Source organism: Nesterenkonia sp. DZ6 (assembly GCF_022565835.1).
Classification (GTDB): Bacteria; Actinomycetota; Actinomycetes; order Actinomycetales; family Micrococcaceae; genus Nesterenkonia.
This window is the reverse complement of sequence record NZ_JAJOYW010000001.1, coordinates 686,163-705,306: the sequence shown is the minus strand read 5'-3', so window position 1 is coordinate 705,306 and position 19,144 is coordinate 686,163. Positions and strand designations below refer to the sequence as shown.

15 protein-coding genes and 1 riboswitch are annotated in these 19,144 nt (G+C 64.5%); of the genes, 12 read left to right on the top strand and 3 right to left on the bottom strand.

From position 1 onward, the window contains the following. Positions 1–6: 6 nt before the first annotated feature. The 12 genes from LTH93_RS03165 (at position 7) to LTH93_RS03110 (ending at position 16,964) form a co-directional block, all read left to right on the top strand. Complete coding sequence (locus tag LTH93_RS03165) at positions 7–897, top strand: polysaccharide deacetylase family protein (RefSeq protein ID WP_241470061.1); 891 nt, start codon at positions 7–9, stop codon at positions 895–897. 48 nt (positions 898–945) lie between these two features. Continuing rightward, a complete protein-coding gene (locus tag LTH93_RS03160) occupies positions 946–2,004 on the top strand; it encodes a PPK2 family polyphosphate kinase (protein WP_241464145.1) in 1,059 nt (352 codons plus the stop codon). A gap of 37 nt (positions 2,005–2,041) precedes the next feature. Beyond that, complete coding sequence (locus LTH93_RS03155; protein ID WP_241470060.1) at positions 2,042–3,250, top strand: DUF6361 family protein; 1,209 nt, start codon at positions 2,042–2,044, stop codon at positions 3,248–3,250. After that, a complete protein-coding gene (locus LTH93_RS03150) occupies positions 3,247–5,106 on the top strand; it encodes a phospholipase D family protein (RefSeq protein ID WP_241470059.1) in 1,860 nt (619 codons plus the stop codon). Before LTH93_RS03155 ends, LTH93_RS03150 begins: the two co-directional genes overlap by 4 nt. Beyond that, complete coding sequence (locus LTH93_RS03145; protein ID WP_241470058.1) at positions 5,106–8,450, top strand: helicase-related protein; 3,345 nt, start codon at positions 5,106–5,108, stop codon at positions 8,448–8,450. Before LTH93_RS03150 ends, LTH93_RS03145 begins: the two co-directional genes overlap by 1 nt. Continuing rightward, on the top strand, positions 8,443–9,009 hold the full coding sequence (locus LTH93_RS03140) for a hypothetical protein (protein ID WP_241470057.1): 567 nt from the start codon (positions 8,443–8,445) through the stop codon (positions 9,007–9,009). Before LTH93_RS03145 ends, LTH93_RS03140 begins: the two co-directional genes overlap by 8 nt. A 46-nt stretch (positions 9,010–9,055) precedes the next feature. Beyond that, on the top strand, positions 9,056–9,772 hold the full coding sequence (locus LTH93_RS03135; protein WP_241470056.1) for a DUF6994 family protein: 717 nt from the start codon (positions 9,056–9,058) through the stop codon (positions 9,770–9,772). A gap of 72 nt (positions 9,773–9,844) precedes the next feature. Then, a riboswitch (SAM riboswitch) is annotated at positions 9,845–9,961 on the top strand. Between the two features lie 66 nt (positions 9,962–10,027). Beyond that, positions 10,028–11,416 carry an NtaA/DmoA family FMN-dependent monooxygenase gene (locus LTH93_RS03130; RefSeq protein ID WP_241470055.1) on the top strand — a complete coding sequence of 463 codons (1,389 nt, stop codon included), beginning with the start codon at positions 10,028–10,030 and terminating at the stop codon, positions 11,414–11,416. 51 nt (positions 11,417–11,467) lie between these two features. Further along, positions 11,468–13,168: an ABC transporter substrate-binding protein gene (locus LTH93_RS03125; RefSeq protein ID WP_241470054.1), complete on the top strand. Its 1,701-nt coding sequence runs from the start codon at positions 11,468–11,470 to the stop codon at positions 13,166–13,168. A 3-nt stretch (positions 13,169–13,171) separates the two neighbouring features. After that, positions 13,172–14,209 carry an ABC transporter permease gene (locus tag LTH93_RS03120; protein ID WP_241470053.1) on the top strand — a complete coding sequence of 346 codons (1,038 nt, stop codon included), beginning with the start codon at positions 13,172–13,174 and terminating at the stop codon, positions 14,207–14,209. 65 nt (positions 14,210–14,274) lie between these two features. After that, entirely contained in the window at positions 14,275–15,195 is a 921-nt protein-coding gene (locus LTH93_RS03115; RefSeq protein ID WP_241470052.1) for an ABC transporter permease, read from the top strand. Further along, entirely contained in the window at positions 15,192–16,964 is a 1,773-nt protein-coding gene (locus LTH93_RS03110) for a dipeptide ABC transporter ATP-binding protein (protein ID WP_241470051.1), read from the top strand. Before LTH93_RS03115 ends, LTH93_RS03110 begins: the two co-directional genes overlap by 4 nt. On the opposite strand, the gene LTH93_RS03105 is transcribed toward LTH93_RS03110, so the two are convergent. Genes LTH93_RS03105 through LTH93_RS03095 form a run of 3 tightly spaced genes read right to left on the bottom strand, consistent with a single transcriptional unit; the run spans position 16,943 to position 18,797 of the window. After that, positions 16,943–18,103 carry an FAD-dependent oxidoreductase gene (locus LTH93_RS03105; protein ID WP_241470050.1) on the bottom strand — a complete coding sequence of 387 codons (1,161 nt, stop codon included), beginning with the start codon at positions 18,101–18,103 and terminating at the stop codon, positions 16,943–16,945. The genes LTH93_RS03110 and LTH93_RS03105 overlap by 22 nt on opposite strands. Positions 18,104–18,111: 8 nt before the next feature. Then, positions 18,112–18,318 carry a helix-turn-helix domain-containing protein gene (locus LTH93_RS03100; protein ID WP_106122916.1) on the bottom strand — a complete coding sequence of 69 codons (207 nt, stop codon included), beginning with the start codon at positions 18,316–18,318 and terminating at the stop codon, positions 18,112–18,114. Further along, positions 18,318–18,797 carry a DUF2975 domain-containing protein gene (locus tag LTH93_RS03095; RefSeq protein WP_241470049.1) on the bottom strand — a complete coding sequence of 160 codons (480 nt, stop codon included), beginning with the start codon at positions 18,795–18,797 and terminating at the stop codon, positions 18,318–18,320. Before LTH93_RS03095 ends, LTH93_RS03100 begins: the two co-directional genes overlap by 1 nt. Between the last annotated feature and the right edge of the window lie 347 nt (positions 18,798–19,144).

Sequence of the window (19,144 nt, the reverse complement as noted above, 5' to 3'; positions counted from 1 at the left end):
CACATCATGGCCAAAGAGATCTACGTAGCACTGGGCATCGACGTCGACGCGGTCGGCGGCTGGCTCGGCTCCTATGGCGGCGAGGACTCCCCGGGAGACATCTCCCGCGGCATGTTCGCCGGGGAGGTCGGGGTGCCCCGGCTGAACAACCTGTTGGCCAAATACGACCTGCCCTCCACCTGGTTCTGGCCCGGGCACTCCATCGAGACCTTCCCCGAGCAGTTCGATCAGGTGGTCGCCGCAGGACACGAGATCGGAGTCCACGGCTACAGCCACGAGAACCCGATCGCGATGACCCGGGAGCAGGAGACCGAGATCCTGACCTACTGCATCGACCTGATCGAGAAGCGCGCCGGCCGCCGCCCCACCGGCTATGTGGCGCCCTGGTGGGAGTTCTCCACCGTCACCAACGAGCTCCTGCTGGAGCAGGGCATCAAGTATGACCACTCGCTGATGCACCGGGACTTCGAGCCCTACTACGTGCGCGTCGGGGACAGCTGGGAGCACTCGAAGATCGACTACGACAAGCCCGCCAGCTCCTGGATGAAGCCCCTGATCCGCGGCGAGGAGACCGACCTGGTAGAGATTCCCGCCTCCTGGTACCTCGATGACCTGCCGCCGATGATGTTCATCAAGTCCAGCCCCAACAGCCACGGCTTCGTGAACCCACGTCAGCTCGAAGAGATGTGGCGCGACCAGTTCGACTGGGTCTACAGGGAGAGCGACTACGCGGTCTTCACCATCACCATCCACCCCGACGTCTCCGGACGCCCGCAGGTGCTGCTGATGCTGGAGCGGCTGATCGAACACATCAACTCCCACGAAGGCGTGAAGTGGGCGCAGTTCAATGACATCGCCGATGACTTCATCCGCCGCTCACCGCGCACAACCGAGTGACCTTCCTGCCCCCTGAAACCGCCGCTGCATCTGCCACAAGGAGACACCGTGTCCAAGAATGAGAAGAATGCCCACCGGCTCGATGTCCCCCTGGACGGCGTCCGCGGACCCAAGGGCGCGAAGAAGACCCCGTTCGAGGGCGACCCCCGCAAGCTCTGGCGGGTGAACCAATACCCGTCCCCGTTCTCACTTGCAGATGCCCCCACCCGCGAGAAGGTCGGGTTCAAGGGCAAGAAGGACGACGGTGAGGACGCGCTCGATGAACGCGCCGAGATGCTGGCCGACCTGCAGGAGCTGATGTGGGCACATGTCGTCTCAGCGTCTGAAGAGGACCAGCGCGAGGTGGCCAAGGCCATCGCCGGCCGAGTGCCTCGGCGAACACCTGCGGAGAAGGCCCGTCGGGAGGAGCTGTTCTCACCCGAGGTGGAGAAGGCGCTCAGCAACCTGGCGCGGGGGCCCAGGATCTTGTTGGTGCTGCAGGGCATGGACGCCTCCGGCAAGGGCGGGGTGGTCAAGCAGGTCGTGACCTCCATGGACCCGATGGGTGTGGACGTGGCCGGGTTCGGCAAGCCCACCGCAGCGGAGAGTCGCGAGCACTACCTGGAGCGCATCATCCGCAGGCTCCCACGCCCCGGGCATGTGGGAGTCTTCGACCGCTCCCACTACGAAGACGTGCTGGTGCCCACCATCCTTGGCAGCGAGAGCGCGGAGGAGCTCGAGCGCCGCACCGAGGCGCTGATGCTCTTTGAACGCGAACTGGTCCGGCTGGGCTTCGTGATCATCAAGGTCAAGCTCACCATCTCCCAGGAGGAGCAGCTGGACCGGCTGGTCTCCCGGTTGGACCGGAAGGAGAAGCACTGGAAGTACGACCCCTCCGACGCCGATGCCCGGGCCGAGTTTGACCTCTACCAGGAGGTCTACTCTCGCCTTATGGAAGCCACCGACGCCGACCACGCGCCCTGGCATGTGATCGGCGCGGACCGGAAGTGGTACTCCCGACTTGCGGTCCAGGAGCTGCTCATCGCCGCGCTCTCTGACCTGAAGCTGCGCTGGCCCGCAGCGGACTATGACGTGGAGACGGAACGGACGCGGCTGCTGGAGTCGTGAGTGACTCGTTGACCATGACCACCTTCCTCGGAACTCCATGACACTGACGACCCGTTCCTCGTTCGGCTGGCTCGACGCTGGCCATGAACGCCGTCGGCAGATGCTCGAGGTCCTGGACAGCTTCGCGGATAAGACCACCGTGGATGACCTGGGGATCGGCACCATCCGAGACGCGCTCGCTGACACGATGTTCCCCGGCACGTCCGTGCTGCACACCCGGCTGCGCTACGTGCTCATGGTCGCTTGGGGCCTCCGTCAGGCAGGAGAGCAGCCGAACGTGGATGAGATGTGGGGCGAGCTGCGACAGTACGAGTGGCGCACGCTCGCGAGCCTCCAGAAAGGGGGAGAGGAGCAGGGCGTCATCGGAAGCCGTGCCCAGAAGACGTTACAACGGATGCCCAGCAGCATCTACTCCTCAGCGTTGAAAAGCTGGGGGATTCGGACGCCCTCCACCATCGGCGCCTACTTCCAGCTCTGCCACCTGCGCTCCAGAGACCAGAACCCGTGGGCGGGGGAGCTCGGTCCACAGAATTCACTCGGCTCAGGCCTTGACCCGAATCTCCCTGCCGCGCCGCAAGGACTGCTCAGGCAAGCCAGCTTCGCGCTGCGCCCGGAGGAATCCGAGTATCTTCGGGAGCGAATCCGCCGGTCCCATCGGGAATCGCTCTTCGCCTGGTTGGCGGATCACGAGCCGGTGGTTCTCGAGCGGGTCGATGCGCCCTGGGACATCACCTCGGAGGTGGAACTGCCTGAGCCTCTGCACGAATTGGTGAATACGGCTCGGGGCATCTCCTTCAGCATCCTCGGAGCTTCACTGCTCTACAACCTCGCCCTGGCGGAGAAGAGTGAAGATGAGGAACGGGCCGATCACTATGAATCCGCGCTCAGCGCCTGGTTCAGTGACCGCGAGGCCGAAGCCCCACTTCCTTCCTTCCAGCCGAGGGAATTGCTGCGCGTACTCCCCGAATCGATGGTGAGGAGGGTCGAGTCATCCCGAGGATTCCTCGCTCAATGGACAGAACACGTGGAAAATACCCGCTCGGCGGAGGCGCTGTTCAGAGCTCCGGAGGTCCGCCAGCTGATCAGTAACCGTGAGCGCCGAATGAAGGGCAAACGCGCCCGCCTCTACAACCCGGCCGCCCTGGATCAGTGGTCAGGCGCCAGCGGCACTGGACGGCTCACTTTTCGCTGGTCCGTGGTGCGGCAGCACCTGGAAGACCTCTACGCGGCAGGAGCTGATGCATGACGCTGAATCCGCAGAACCGGATCTTGCTGCAGGACTCCCTGCAGCCACCTCCTGGATACCGAGTCGATCTCGCCATAGGCACCACGTATTCGCTGGACCTGGTCTCCCTCCTGGCAGCCTCCTTGTCCTTCGCCTCCCCTGATGCCGCCGAGGTCTCGGGGGAGCACAGCGATCCAGTGCAGCTGCTCGAGGCCGTCCAACGCTGCGCCGAGAAGATGCTCATCTTCACCCAGGCCGGCGGCATCTATGTGCCGTCCAAGTACCGCAGCGTCCTGACCTTCATCGAGGACAGCATTCACGAAGTGGTCGCACCGAATCCCGACGGCATCTTCCATCCGAAGATCTGGGCGCTGCGCTTCGCCGACGACGACGGGGCTCTCCGTCACCGGCTCATCGTCCTGAGCCGCAACATCACCCAGGATCAGGCCTGGGACACCGCACTGGTCCTCGATGAGATGCCGGATTCAGGCGCCGAGGATCAGCCTTCCATGGACGCGGCTCCTGCATCGGATTTTCTGCGGAGACTGCCCCGCCTCGCCACTCGTGATCTTGACCCAGGACGAGCAAGGCAAGTCGAGGATCTGGCCGCCACCTTCAGCCGAGTTCGCTTGATGCTCCCTGAACCGTTCACTGACGGAGAGCTGCTGTCGATCGGACTCGACGGCTCGGAGACTTGGCCGTTCGCAGGGACGAAAGCCAGACGAATCCTGGCGATCAGCCCGTTCCTCTCACCCAAGGCCGTCACTGCGCTCAAGGAGGTGACGCCTGGAGTCTCGTCGGATAAGCGGCTGTTGCTCTCCTCCCCGGTCGCTCTCGACATGCTGGGTGCTGAGGCGGCGAAGGGATGGCAGCTCCGCGTGCTGCCGACAACTCCAACCGCTGATCACGAGGTCGAGGAGTCCGAGAACGGACGGTCCCATCTGGATCTGGAGACCGCCAGTGGGCTCCACGCCAAGACGGTGGTGGTCGACCTGCCCGAGAGACGTTCACTCACCGTGACGGGAAGCGCCAACCTGACCGGCCGTCCATCCTGGGGCCGCAGCGTGGAGTTCAACGCCCTGCTGTTTGGAAACACGCGCGAGTGCGGAGTGGAAGCCATGCTCGGCACATCCGTGGGTAAGCCGGGGCTGGAGGATGTGTGGGAGCCGTATACACCTGCCGCGGAGGAGACTGCTGCACAGCAGGAGTACGAGGCTGAGCGGAAGATCGAACTGTGGCACATAGAGCTTGCCAGTGCCCGTCCGATATTGGCTGTGCGCACCACCGGGGAGGCCACTGTCGAAGCCACGTTGAGCCTTGAACTGCCGGCGGGGGAGATCGGAGTCACCACTGTCTGGCCCATCTCGCTGCCGCAACACGCCAGACTTCTTGGTCCTCAGGTCCAGTGGTCACGGCTCTCCGCGCTCAACGTCACACCGTTCCTAGCAGTAGAGACGACCCTGGGGTCAGGTGAGACGCGGGTGACCCGACGCCGCGTCATCTTCGCTGAGCTTGCAGGTGACATCGACGGCCGGAAACACGACGCGTTCCGCGAGATCATCAAAGACAGATCGGATGTGTTGCGCTACCTGATGCTGCTGCTCAATGAAGCTTCCTACGCTGACCTCCTTGCGCAGATGGACCTGGTTGACTCCTCCGGCACCGCGCTCGCCGCCGGGGACCAGGGTCGCATCTACGAGGACTTCGCACTTTTTGAACCTCTGGTCCGCGCTATCGGGCGTGATCCTGAGACGCTTGTGCGCGTCGGCAATCTGATGGAACAGCTGCGTGACTCGCCGGATGCCGAAGACCTCGTCCCAGCCGGGTTGGAAGAGCTCTGGTCCACCGTGTGGGCCGTCCACGCGGAGGTCTCCTGATGGAGCGTCCCAACTTTTCAAACTCGTTGAGTGGGCTCAAGGACTTCCAGCGGAACACGGTGGAATACACCTTCAGCCGCCTTTGGGGTGAGCATGACCCGGTTCAGCGATTCCTGGTCGCGGATGAGACGGGGCTGGGGAAGACCATGGTCGCCCGCGGTGTCGTGGCTCGAACCGTCGATCACCTCTGGGACAAGAAATCCCGGATCGACGTCGTCTACATCTGCACGAACGCGCAGATCGCCGCCCAGAATCTGGCTCGTCTGAATTCAGTGGGGGCGAATCAGGTGAGGCATGCAGACAGACTGTCCCTGTTGCCCAGGGTCACCGGCCATCTCAACAGCAATAAGGTGAACTTCATTGCGCTCACCACCGGCACCTCATTCACCCAGGGAGATCGATTAGGACGCGCCGATGAGCGGCTTCTGCTCCTGAAGATGATCGCCCTCGGCGGCGTGGAGGCGGCCCATGAAAGCCCCGGTTGGCGGGAAATGTTCCGCGGTGGCAAGAGCCGAAAGAACTTCGACAACGAGTTTCGCGCCTTTGACACCGAGGGACTGGATGAGGAGATCTGTCACACCTTCGTCCAGGGGTGCCGGGTGCGCCGGGACCACGGGAATCGATCCCTGCTGGAGGAGCTCACCCAATGCGCGGAGGACTTCGTCAGGATTGATGGCGCTGATCCCGATGCGGCACTGCATGAACGTCGCATGAGCATCGTCGCTCGACTGCGTGCAGCCGTGGCGGAGATCGCCCTGGATCTGCTGTCACCAGACCTGGTCATCCTCGACGAATTTCAGCGCTTCAAGGACCTGTTGGACGCCCCCGCTGAGTCAGGGGTCTCCGGGGCGCGGCTTGCCCACCGCATGTTCAATCAGGACAAGGCCAAGATTCTGATGCTCTCTGCCACCCCTTACAAGATGTACACATTGCACGACGACGAGGGTGGCGACGACCACTACCGTGACTTCATCAAGACGGTGGAATTCCTGGCTGGGCAGCCACGAGCGGAGCGGGTGGAGTCCTATCTGAAGACGATGGGCCGAGCGATGGAGACCTTGGCAGCTGACCCCTCGGAAACCACACAGGCTGATACGTCGCAGGCGGCGCGAGCCAAGGATGCAGTGGAATCTGAACTGCGGCGTGTCATGTGTCGCACGGAGCGGACTGCCTTCACTGCTGACGCCGATGCCATGGTGAATCTCCGTCACTTGCCTGCTTCGCAGGTCACGGCCCAGGACCTGCGTTCTTGGAGGACTTTGGATCGTGTCGCCGAGCAGCTCGGTTCACGCGACACGTTCGAATACTGGCGCTCCACCCCGTATCCGCTGAACCTCATGGAACGGAATTCCTACCAGATTCGTAAAGACTTCCACGCCCGCGTGGAGCTCGGCGACTCGACGCTTGCTCGAGCATTGGAAACTTCCGACGGGCTGTTGGACTGGCAGGTGATCAGGGACTATCAGAAGCTCGACCCGGGCAATGCCAAGCTGAGGTCGTTGGAGGAAGATGTGTTCCGCTCGGGCGCGGCAAGCGTGCTCTGGCTGCCGCCGTCGATGTCCTACTACCGACTCAGCGGGCCTTTCTCACACGCTGAACTTGGACCCTTCACCAAGCGGCTGGTCTTCTCTGCCTGGACGGTGGTGCCGAAGGCCATTGCGACGCTGCTCAGCTACGAGGCCGACCGTAGAAGCCATGAGCGCGAGCTCGCGGCGGTTGCGGCTTCGGCCGCAGAGGGGGCACCGCGAAGGTACGACGACCAGCTCCGTCCCGTCGCGCCACTGACTTTGAAGCTCACCGAGAACCGTCCCATGACCATGGCGACCTGGGCATTGACGTACCCATTTGAGGAGTTGACTCGTGTCACCGACCCGTTGGCCATTGCGCGCCAGATGCGGCGTCGAGACCTCAGTCAGAACGAAGTGCTTGATGTCGCGGAGAAAGGAGTGCGCGGTCTTCTCGCAGAAGTGCTGCCGGAGGCACTCACGGCTGCGGACGGCTCTGGCGCTGAGGATCCCCGCTGGTACTGGGCGGCCCCGATGCTGCTGGACCGGCGTCGAGACGCCGCGGCAGCTGACGCGCTTGCCCGAGCGATGCGCAGATTCCTGTGGGGACTGCCCACCGATTCGGTCGAGCCAGAGGGACAGTCGGGACAGGGCGGAAATTCCCGTGCGGCTCGGCGTCACCTTGATCAGACGCAGAGATTGCCGGACAACCTGGGACGTCCACCCGCCGACCTGCCAAGACGAATGGCGGAGCTCGGCGTGGGGGGATTCGGAACCAGCGCGTCGCGCGCCTTGAAGCGTGTTGCAGGAGAGCCGGATGAGGTTGAGACAAAGGATCTGCGGGTGGCGGCGTTCAGCATCGCCCGAACCCTGAGACTGCTGTTCAATCGCCCAGAGGTTGTGCCTGTCGTGCGGTCCTCGGAAGGCAGGGCCTATTGGCGCGACGCCGTGCAGCATGCCCTTGATGGCGGCCTGCAGGCAGTCTTAGATGAGTTCGTTCATGTCCTGGTGGAGTCGGAAGGACTGGCAGGAAAGGAACCCGGGGAGCGAGTGGCAGGGGTGGCCGCCGCGGTGGTCGAGGCTCTGGGTCTTCGCAGCGCCGTCAACGAGGTCGAGACCTTCGAGGTCCAGGGGTCCCGGATTCACTCACACCAGCACCGCATGAGTACGCACTTCGCGGCACGCTATGGAGGTCGCAGAGCTGCGGATGATCAGACCGTCCACCGTGAGTCCTCCGTGCGCAGAGCCTTCAACTCGCCCTTCCGGCCCTTTGTGCTCGCCTCGACCTCCGTCGGGCAGGAAGGGTTGGACTTCCATCCATACAGTCACGCGGTGGTGCACTGGAACCTTCCCTCGAACCCAGTGGACATGGAGCAGCGCGAGGGGCGAGTCCATCGGTATAAGGGCCACGCGGTCCGCAAGAACATCGCCGCGGACTATGGCGACCAGGCGGTGCTCGGGGAGTATGCAGACCCTTGGCAAGGGGCGTTCGATGCCGCCGTGAGGCAGTCCCGTCAGCAGGGGGTCTCCGAGCTGGTGCCGTACTGGCTGCACACCAGGTTCGGAGGTGCGACGATCGAGCGGTACATCCCAGTGATCCCCTACAGCCGCGAGGTCGGTCACCAGCGTCGGCTCACCAGGACGGTCGGGGTGTACCGCCTGGCGTTCGGACAGCCCCGTCAGGACGACTTCATCAGCGTGGTCGCGGACCGGTATGAAGAGCTTGCCTGGATGAAGGTGGACCTGAGCCCCCCAGGGACGCTGAACGGTGGGATCAAAGGCCTTGGCCGGCAAGCGTCCGCGCCGGACTCAACCGAGAGGGAAAGTGTTCATGACTGAACTGGGAGAGACGGCAGAACGAGCCTCTGAAATGCAAGCTATCGATGCCTTCGACCTTTCGGCTCTCAGCGTGAAGGATCTGCTCCAGCTGGAGTCTGGGATCGTGAGAGAACTGCGTCATCGCGACCTGGTTCGGACCATCAACAAGCCTCTGGGAGATATCGCGGAGCAGGTTGTCTGGCTCGCGCGGGGCGGAGTGTTGGAACCCAACTCGACGAAATCGCATGACATCACCACGTCCGGAGGTCAACGAATCCAGGTCAAGGCGATGACCGTTCGCAAGAGCGGTCGCTCAGCAAAGTTCAGTCCCTTCCGGAGTCTTGACTTCGACACAGCCGTCTTCTTGGTCTTCGAGAACGTGCTGTTTGACCTGGTCGAAGCCTATGAAGTTACGGCGAACGATATTCACGAGCACGTCCGTCTTGTTCCGCACATCAACGGGAGGCAGCCGACACTTCGAAAAGTCGAAGGACTTGGGTGGGATATTTCGCTGGAGATGGGGGCTGCCTATGAGCGCCTCAATCACGGACTCCCTGTGCCAGTAGAGAGCGCAGACTGAGTACGTGATTCCGAGTATTGGTCGGCCTTCTGGGACGCTGATAGACGTGACGTTCGACTTCCGTTCGGACACCCCGCCCGGGCGCGACCCCGACAGTCACAGCCCGACGCTTCGGACCTGCCACCGCTTGCTCTGGAGCAAGCCGCTTCCCGGCGGCGGCATGTTCAGCCTGAGCGAGACCAGGCGGAACTGTTATCTGCATCACAGGTCGGAGCTTGGCGAGTTCTTCCTTTCGAGTGACCGGATCGCGCAGGGGCTCGCGGGGTGGGGTGGGCGGCTTCAGGCTTTCGCTGCCAATTTCTCGGAGGCTGAGAACGAGGACTACAGGGCGCTGGCGAACTCGGTGACCGGGGTCATCGTGTGGCCTGGCAATCAGATCGGCCGAAAGCAGACCATCAACGCGGCCCGTGGTTTGAACAGCAGGATCGCTGACCGAATCGACCTGACTCTCGAGGCCGTCCGGCGTCACTACGCGGGGGAGCGGAGTCCACTTTCGGAGACGCTCGGCCGTTACGCTGACTTCTTCGATCTGTTTGAGAGTTTCCAGGGCTACGTCGAGTTCTTCCATCTGCAGGACCTCGTCGCAACCGATACCTCACAAGTGCGTTTCTTCGTACCGTTCGACGACTTCCACAGCTCCGGGGTGCCGGTGACCGTCGAGTCCTACGCGGACTTCAGACGGCACCACACTGACTTCCTCATGGCGCGGCGCCAGCGCATCGCAACCTGGCAGAAAGGCCACCTCGTCACGGCTCCGACGTAGTATTTCAATATATGTCTATATTTATGATCAAGTCTTGCGCTTGAAATGAGTACGATCTACGCTGAACCTCAGAATCACGAGTTCCGGACGACAGCCCTGGCTGTCCGGACAGCAACCCTCTCACCGTAGTGGGGTGCTCCAGGTGATGATTCGGCCCGGAGTCAACACCGTCCCGGGCAAGTACGGTGCCCACGCATCCGCCCCCAATACGGGAAGCTGCGCGGCGCCATGGTCCGAAAGTGACGTGGAAACCTCATGCCTCACAACACCTCCGCACGCACCCCGCTGCATTTCAATGCCTTCGTGATGAACACGAGCAGCCACATCCACCACGGCCAGTGGCGCCGCGAGGATGCGCAGCAGACCGAGTTCACCGACGTGAACACCTGGATCGATCTGGCCAAGATCCTGGAGGATGCGAAGTTCGACGCGATGTTCTTCGCCGATGTCTCGGGCCACTACGGGGATTCTGACGCGGACTATTCGGTCTATCTCAATGAGGGGCTGCAGATCCCGTCCAACGATCCGACCGTGCTGCTCGGCGCCCTCGCCGTGGTCACTGAGAACATCGGCCTGGCCACCACCTCCAACGTCTTCCAGTCGCACCCGTTCCAGTTCGCCCGGCAGATCTCCACACTGGACCACATCTCCAAGGGTCGGATCGCCTGGAACATCGTCACCGGGATGCAGGACAACGGGTCACGCAACTACGGCCTGCCAGGACTCACGGAACACTCCGAGCGGTACCGCTGGGCCGACGAGTACGTCGATGTGACCTACAAGCTCTGGGAAGGCTCCTGGGACGAAGGTGCCGTCATCAAGGACCGCGCCGGTTCCCGCTACTCCGACCCGACCAAGGTGCACAAGATCTACCATCAGGGTGAACGGTATGCTGTGGAGGGCCCGCACCTGCCCGCACCCTCCCCCCAGCGCACCCCGCTCCTGTTCCAGGCCGGATCCTCCGTCTCCGGGCGGGACTTCGCCGCCCGCAACGCGGAAGCGGTCTTCCTTGCCGCCCCGAACCCAGCGGTCGCCAAGCTGCAGATCGAGGACACCCGCGCTCGCGCCGCGGACGCAGGACGTGCACCAGAGGACATCAAGTTCTTCCAGGGGCTGAGCTTCATCATCGGTGACACGGAAGAAGAAGCGCAGCGGAAGCTGAAGGAAGTCGAAGAGTTCGTGTCCCTGGACGGATACCTCGCGCACGCGGCGCTGGTGGACCCTGACGGACGCGTCTACCCTCCCGAGACCCCGCTGAAGGACGTTCAGACCAACACCCGGCGCGGGTTCACCGAGTGGGCGTCGAAGACGATCACCGATCGCGAGCCGCTGGTGGCCGACATCGCCTGGCGCTCCAACCGCAACAACCGGATCGTGGGCACCCCTGAGCAGATCGCTGATCAGCTTCAGCTGTGGCAGACCGCCGGAGTGGACGGGGTCAACGTCGTCAACTGGGTGATCCCCGGCTCCTTCCAGGAGTTCGCCGACAAGGTGCTGCCGGTCCTGCGCGACCGTGGACTGGCCCAGAGCGAATACGCCCCCGGCACGCTGCGGAAGAAGCTCTTCGGCCGCGACCGGCTGCCCGAGACCCATCCCGGCGCCCGCTACCGCGGAGCCTTCGCCAAGGTGCCTGCCACCCTCTGAGCCCTGCGCACCACGATTCTTCCTGTCTGAACCACTCCGAGAAGGAGCCCCATGACCACCCCGCCCTCCCCGAACGCACCCAAAAACCGGCTACGACACACGCTCCTGCTGGGCACTACCGCGTTCCTCAGCGCGGCCGTCCTGGCCGGGTGCAGCAGCAGCTCGGGCTTCGTCGGCACCGAACAGGTCGCAGACCGGCAGCCCACGGATGACCCTCAGTCCGGCGGCATCATCGAATACGGCCATCTCCAAGAGCCGCTGTGCGTCTACGGAGGCTGGATCCAAGAGACCTTCACCTCGCGTCAGATCCTGGACTCGCTGGTCTCCCAGGATGAAGACGGGGACGTCGTCCCCTGGCTCGCCACCAACTGGGAGGTCTCCGAGGATCAGCTGGTCTGGACGCTGTCGCTGCGTGAAGACGTGTCCTTCACCGACGGCACACCGGTCGACGCCGAAGCCGTGGCGTACAACTTCGACCACTGGCTCGACGGCGGCAATGGAACGGCCGCCGCCCACCTGGGCGGGTTCTATGAGGCCGCGGAGGCAATAGATGAGCATACCGTGGAGATCCGGCTCTCGGCCCCGTTCTCGCCCTTCCTCTCGACCATCTCCCAGTCCTACTTCGGGATCCAATCGCCGACGGCGTTGGAGACCCGCAGTGCTGAGGAGAACTGCCGGGCCCCGATCGGCTCCGGGCCCTTCATCGTACAGGCCTGGGAGAGCGGCCAGTACCTCGAGTTCTCGCGCAACGAGGACTACAACTCAGCGCCCGCGAACGCGAAGCACCAGGGGCCAGCCTATGTGGAGGGCATCCGGTGGAGCTTCATCCCGGACAACACCTCGCGCTACGGTTCGCTGCTCTCCGAGGAGAGCGACGTGATAGGCGAGGTGCCAGCGGTGAACATCGCCGAGGCCCAGGAGCGGTTCAACTTCAAGCAGTTCATCACGCCTGGCCGGCCTGTGGTGATCAACCTCAACACCGAGAAGGGTGTCTTCGCAGATCAGCAGGTCCGGCAGGCGCTTAGCTTCGCCACCGACCGCGAAGCCAACATCGAATCAGCCTTCCTCGGCACCGTCCCGTCTGAGCCCAGTGGGTACCTCTCCCAGAGCACTCCGGACTACGACGTCGCCGCGGCCACCGAGTACCCCTTCGATCTCTACCAAGCCAATCAGCTGCTCGACGACGCCGGGTGGACCGAACGCGACGAGGACGGCACCCGGCTCAAGAACGGAGAACGTCTCGAGGTGCTGTTCACATATGGGCTCAACACCATCGTCACCCCCGACGGGAACACCGTGATCCAGAACTTCCAGGAACAGGCCCGCGCCGCGGGCTTCGACATCCAGCTGCGCCCACTGACCCCCTCGGAGATGTTCTCCGGCGCGTTCTCCGGTCCCGATGCCTATGACGCGCAGGTCGGTTATTGGACCTCACCGCACGCGGGCATTCTTAACATCAACTACCGGCCGGGCACCGAGGAAGCGCCCAATGGGGCCAACACCACGTTCCTGGCGGACCATGGCGTCTTCGGCACGATCCAGAAGGCACTCCAGGCCCCGACGTCGGAGGAGGTCACCGAGCATTTCTCCGCCGCGCAGCGCCAGCTCAGCGAGCTCGCCCCGGCCATCGGGCTCTACACCCAGACCAACACGATCGCAGTCTCGGATGAGCTCACCGGGGTCTGGCTGGAGGCCTCGCAAGGTGCGCCGGTCTTCCACGACGCATATTTCATCACCGAGGAAGAGGGCTGACCCATGACGCTCCCGACGCTCAGCGCATCCGCAGAGCCCCGCCAGGCCGCGGCCGCGGAACCAACTCCGACCTCCCCACGTCAGCGCACCGACCCGAGACTCGTCGTCTCACTGATCCTGCGCAAACTCGGCGGTGCGGTCTTCGTGGTCTGGGCCGCCGCATCCTTGACGTTCCTGATGCAGGCGCTGCTTCCGGGGGACCGGGCCACGATGCTGCTGAATCAGCAGACGGGCCAGGTCCAGGAGCGATCCGCCGAGGAACTGGCGCCGATCAATGAGATGTTCGGCTTCTCCGACCCGCTGTTCCTGCAGTACCTGAACTTCTTGGGCGGCCTGCTCCGCGGGGACCTGGGCATCTCGTACCAGCTCCTGCAGCCGGTCACCACGGTCATCGGAGACCAGATCGCCCCGACGGTGATCCTGACCTTCGCGTCCCTGGTGGTCGCTTGGGTCATCGCCCTGGCCCTGCTGGTGCTGACCGCGCGCCGAGTGGGCTGGGTGTCCCGGTTGTTCTCAGGGCTCGAAGCCGCTGCGGCCGCTCTGCCGCAGTACTGGCTGGGCATCATCCTGCTCGTGGTCTTCGCACTCGGTCTGGGACTGTTCCCGGTGGTCGGGGGAGAGGGACTCCTGGGTCTGGTGCTTCCCGCACTGACCCTGGGCATCCCGCTGGCCGGGTTCCTGGGACAGACCATGCGCGCCGCCTTCGAACGCACGTTGGACGAGCCCTTCGTCCTGACCGCGCGGGCACGCGGCATGAGCGACACCGGGGTGCGGATCAGGCACGTGCTGCGCCACGCGCTGCTGCCCGGGCTCACCCTGACCGGCTGGGCCATCGGCTCGCTGTTCTCCGCGGCGGTGATCGCAGAGAACGTCTTCTCCCGGCCCGGCCTCGGACGTGTCCTGGTCGACGCGGTCAACGGGCGTGACCTGCCGGTGGTCTGCGGCGTCGTGATGCTCGTGGCGCTGATCTACGTCATCGCGAACCTGGTGGTGGACACCGCCTATGTCCTCGTTGATCCGCGACTGAAACTGGCTCGCTGAAACTGACTCACCGAGTCAGATTCTCAGCGAGTCAGATTTCTTCCGAACCCGAGTTGGAGTAACTCATGACCACCACGCTTAGTGGCCCGGCAGCCACAAAACCGACCACCCAGAAGCCGACGACGGCGGCCTCCCAGTTGCACGTGTCGCTGCAGTCCCACAGACACAAGAGTCGGCTCCGTCAGGTCCCGCTCACCGTCTGGATCGCTGCGGTCTTTGCGCTGATCCTGCTGATCGCCAGCCTGGCGCCGTCGCTGCTGGCCACCCACGATCCCCGCGCGCTTCGGCTCGACATTCCCTTGGCCGCGCCGACCTGGGGACACTGGTTCGGCACCGACCAATCCGGGCGGGACCTGTACTCCCGGATGGTCCACGGCACCGGGCAGTCACTGCTGATCGGGCTGGGCGCCACCGGGATCGGCGTCGGCCTGGCAGTGATCTTCGGATCCTGGGCCGGGCTGGGCGGTCGGTGGGCGGACGCCTTGATCGGGCGGGGCCTCGACGTGTTCTTCGCCTTCCCGACCCTGCTGCTGGCGATGGTCTTCATCACCGTCTACGGGCCGTCGGCACCCACGCTGATCCTCGCGGTCGGGCTGGGAACCGCCCCCGGTTATACCCGCATGGTGCGTGGACAGATCCTCGCCGTGCGCCGCTCCGGATACGTGCAGGCCGCTGAAGCATTGGGGCACTCACCTGCGCGGATCCTGACCCGGCACATCCTGCCCAATGCGCTGCGCCCGCTGCTCGCGATCCTGACCCTGGGGATCGGGCAGTCGATTGTGTGGGCCTCCGGCTTGGCCTTCCTGGGCTTTGGCGTGGCCCCACCCTCACCCGAATGGGGGGCCCTGCTGGAAGCCGGTCGCCCCTACATCACCGAAGCCTGGTGGCTGGAAATCCTGCCCGGCCTCGCCGTGCTGGCGACCGCGCTGACCGCCACGGTTCTCGGCAAGCATCTCGAATCCGCCTTGGAAGGATCCCCATCATGACGACTACCATCGCTAATCCCGTCTTCGACACCGCTATCCCGGACCGGCCCGTGGCCGCAACTGACCCGTCGGCGACATCCACGTCCCTGGTCGCGCTGGAAGATCTCAACGTCTGGTTCACCGACGCCGCCGGCACCGCCCACCATGTGGTGCGCGACCTCTCGCTGGGGATCAACCCGGGTGAATGCGTGGCGGTGATCGGTGAATCCGGGTCCGGCAAGTCCGTGACCGCTCGCACCCTGATCGGTCTCACCGGATCGAACTCCCACGTGCAAGCGACCCGCGCCACGGTCGGTGGACACGACATCCAACAGACGACCGACGCTCAGTGGCGTCGGATCCGCGGTGCCCAGGTCGGTTTCATCCTCCAAGACGCATTGGTGTCCTTGGATCCGCTGCGCACAATCGGTGCGGAGATCGGGGAGTCGCTGCGGCTGCACGGAGTCACCAAGGCCTCCCGACGGCACGAGCGGGTGATCGAGTTGCTCGAGGCCGTGGGAGTGCCCGAACCCGACCTGCGGGCGCGGCAGCGCTCCGGGGAACTCTCCGGCGGCCTGCGCCAGCGCGCGCTGATCGCTTCGGCGATCGCCAATGACCCGCCGCTGCTGGTGGCCGACGAGCCCACCACCGCCTTGGATGTGACGGTCCAGGCCCAGGTGCTGGACCTGTTGGCGGAGCGCAAGGCTGCCGGCGCAGCCCTGCTGCTGATCAGTCACGACTTCTCCGTGGTGGGACGGCTCGCCGACCGGGTCCTGGTGATGCAGGGCGGGCACATCGTCGAACAGGGCACCGCCGAAGATGTGCTCAACTCCCCGCAGCATGAGTACACCCGGCAGCTGCTCGATGCCGTCCCGTCCGGCACCACCAAGGGCGAGTACCTGACCGCGGCGAAGCGCGCACAGGCCCTGGAGGTTCCGAAGACCTCCCCGGTACGGGGCACGGAGTCAGCGGACGCGCCCCCAGTGTTGGAAGTGACTGGTCTGACCAAGTCCTTCCGCGGTCCCGACGGGGTCACCCGCACCGTGGTGAAGGACGTCTCCTTCGAGGTTCGTGCGGGTCAGACCTTGGGGATCGTGGGGGAGTCCGGCTCAGGGAAATCTACGACCGCCTCGATGGCGCTGGGTTTCCTGAAGCCCGATGCCGGGACGGTGCTGCTGAATGGGCAGCCGTGGAGCAACCTCGCCGCCTCGGGGCGGCGGAGCCGACGGCGCGAGGTCACCGTGGTGTACCAGGACCCGCTGAGTTCCTTCGATCCGCGGTGGACCGCCGAACAGATCCTCACCGACGCCCTGGAACCCGCCACCGATGGCATCGCGTTCGGCGCACGGCGCAGGCAACGCGCGCAGTTGCGAGAATGCGCCGAGGAACTGGTGCGCCTGGTGGGGCTTGATCCACAGCACCTGGCCAAGCATCCCCTGCAGCTCTCCGGCGGGCAGCGCCAACGGCTCGCCATCGCCCGAGCCTTGGCTCCGGAGCCCGACGTGGTGGTGCTGGATGAGGCCGTGTCAGCCCTGGACGTCTCGGTGCAGGCGCAGGTGTTGGATCTGCTCACCGAGCTGCAGGGGACGCTGGGCACCACCTACGTCTTCATCTCTCACGACCTGGGCGTGATCCACCATATGAGTGATCACATCCTGGTGATGAAGGACGGGGAGGCCGTGGAGTCCGGGAACGCCGAGCAGATCTTCCACGCACCGGCGCATCCGTATACCCAGGAGTTGTTGGGTTCGCTGCAGATGCTGACCGCTCACACGCCGCTCAGCCGCTGAGCCGCCAGTGGGGTCGCCGGCGCGGGTGGGTCGGGGAAGGAACGGTCTCCGAAGAGCACCTTCCGTGCCGCGGCTCTGCCGAAAGGCGTCCGCAGCACCTCGAACCCGGCGCTGGCCATCAGCGGGTTTGTCACCTGAGCCAGGGCGTGGCGCATCATCAATCGTCCGGTGAACTTCCGGCGCAGCGCGCCGCCATCGTAGGCCTGCAGTGCCTCTCGCCGGCCGGTCCGCAGTGCCTCGTCCAGCGCGGAGGCCGCGTAGTCGGAGAGCCGCAGACAGGGATCCAGTCCGCCGGCGGTCAGCGGTGACACCGCACCGGCGGCGTCACCGACGAGCAGTCCGTCGGGTGAGCTGATTCGTCGCAGCAGCCCGCCGACCGGGATGGGTCCGCCGCGGCGCTCCACCTGGGCGGGGGAGCGGTCGGCCTCGGCCAACCCTGGAGCTCGCGTTGCGAATTCGTCCAGCGTGCTGCGCACTCCGCCGGTGAAGCGCCGGGAGTACCCGGCCGTTCCCACATGGGCGTGGGTTCCATCGTTGATCACCCACCCGATGTATCCGGGGGCCAGCCGGGGGTCCAGCGCACAGTGGAAGGCGGGGGAGTCCACCGGCTCGGAGACGGTGAAGACGTCCTCCGCGCCGACCAGCAGGTGCGTGTTGCGGTCCAGTCCCAGATCGCGAGCCACCCGCGACCGCGCGCCGTCTGCGCCGACCACGAAGCGGGCGTGCACCGTGGTGGGTCCGCCAGGCCCGGTCACCTGGTATCGGCCATCAGAAGCACCCAGGTAGCGGGTGCCTAGCATCAGTTCAGCTCCGGCGCGGACTGCGGCCCTAGCGCCCGCGGCGTAGAGCGGGCCCATCTCGCCGACGCGGTACTCATCGCGCTCGCTGACCAGCTCCACCGGATCCCGCAGGCTCGGCGGGTACAGCACCACCCGGCGGATGGCTGGACCCAGGAGGTGCTCGGGCAGGTCGTAGTCATCCAGGGTGCGCCGCACGAAGATCCCGGTGGTCCTGATGGAGGTGGTCAGGTCCCGGCGCCGATCGATGACCACCACCGAGTGCCCGCGCTCCGCCAACAGGGTCGCCACGCGCAGTCCCGCCAGTCCGGCCCCGACGACGAGCACATCCGTCTGCAGCACCGGGCCGCTCATTCCTCCACCCACTCGATCAGGTCTCCGGGCTGGCACTGCAGGACCTCGCACATGGCCTCCAGCGTGCTGAACCGGATCGCCTTGGCGCGTCCGTTCTTGAGCACCGCCACATTCGCCGGGGTGATCCCGACCCGCTCAGCGAACTCCCCGACGCTCATCTTCCGTTTGGCCAGCTCCACATCGATCCGCACGATGATCGGCATCAGATCACGGCTTCCATGTCGGTGCGCAGCGTGTTCGCTTGCTTCAGCAGCGCCCGCATCACCACGATCACCAGGCCGACGACGGCACCCACCGCCACCATCAGCGCGAGCACCAGAGGGATCCCCGGATCGCTGGCGCTGATCCCGATGTAGAGAAAGACTCCGACCAGGACCAGCCATGCGGCGCCGATCGCACCCAGTACGAGGTTGACCCAGCGCATCGAGGTGGAGCTGAAGATGCGGTCTTTTTGGACCAGGGTGAGCAGATGCCAGATGCAGATGATGACCACCTGGACGCACAGCACCCAGAAGATCGTGATCAGCGTGGCGGGCCAGCGAAGGACCGCCAAGTCGGGAGATTCCTGCGCCATATAGGCGAACTGCCCTGGGAGAGACATGGTCTGAAAGAGGAATAGGAGCCCGAAGAGCAGGACCAGTGATGCCTTGAGGGTGGCAACAACCCAACGTTGACCTGTCATGTGTTGATCGTCGGCGATTATCTATCGATAGTCAATAATTTTCGTTAGGGTTGCTGTCGGATCGAGTCATCGGCACATCTCCGACTTCTCGGACGTAGGGTTCAATCATGATGCGGAACCACTTGAGAGCACGTGAATCTGTCACCTATCGGTGCGTCAGGCCCAACTTGGGACGCTTCAATCACACTATGGCGTGAAATTCGGCCCTGTCCGGTGGCGAATACCAGCAGCTCTTGGCTATCGAGCCACTTGTCAGTCTGAACCTCATTATTCCCGTATCCTCGGGCCAGCTACAGGAGTAAAAACTCCGCTGAACCCATCGTCACTCCGATACCATCGGGGACGTC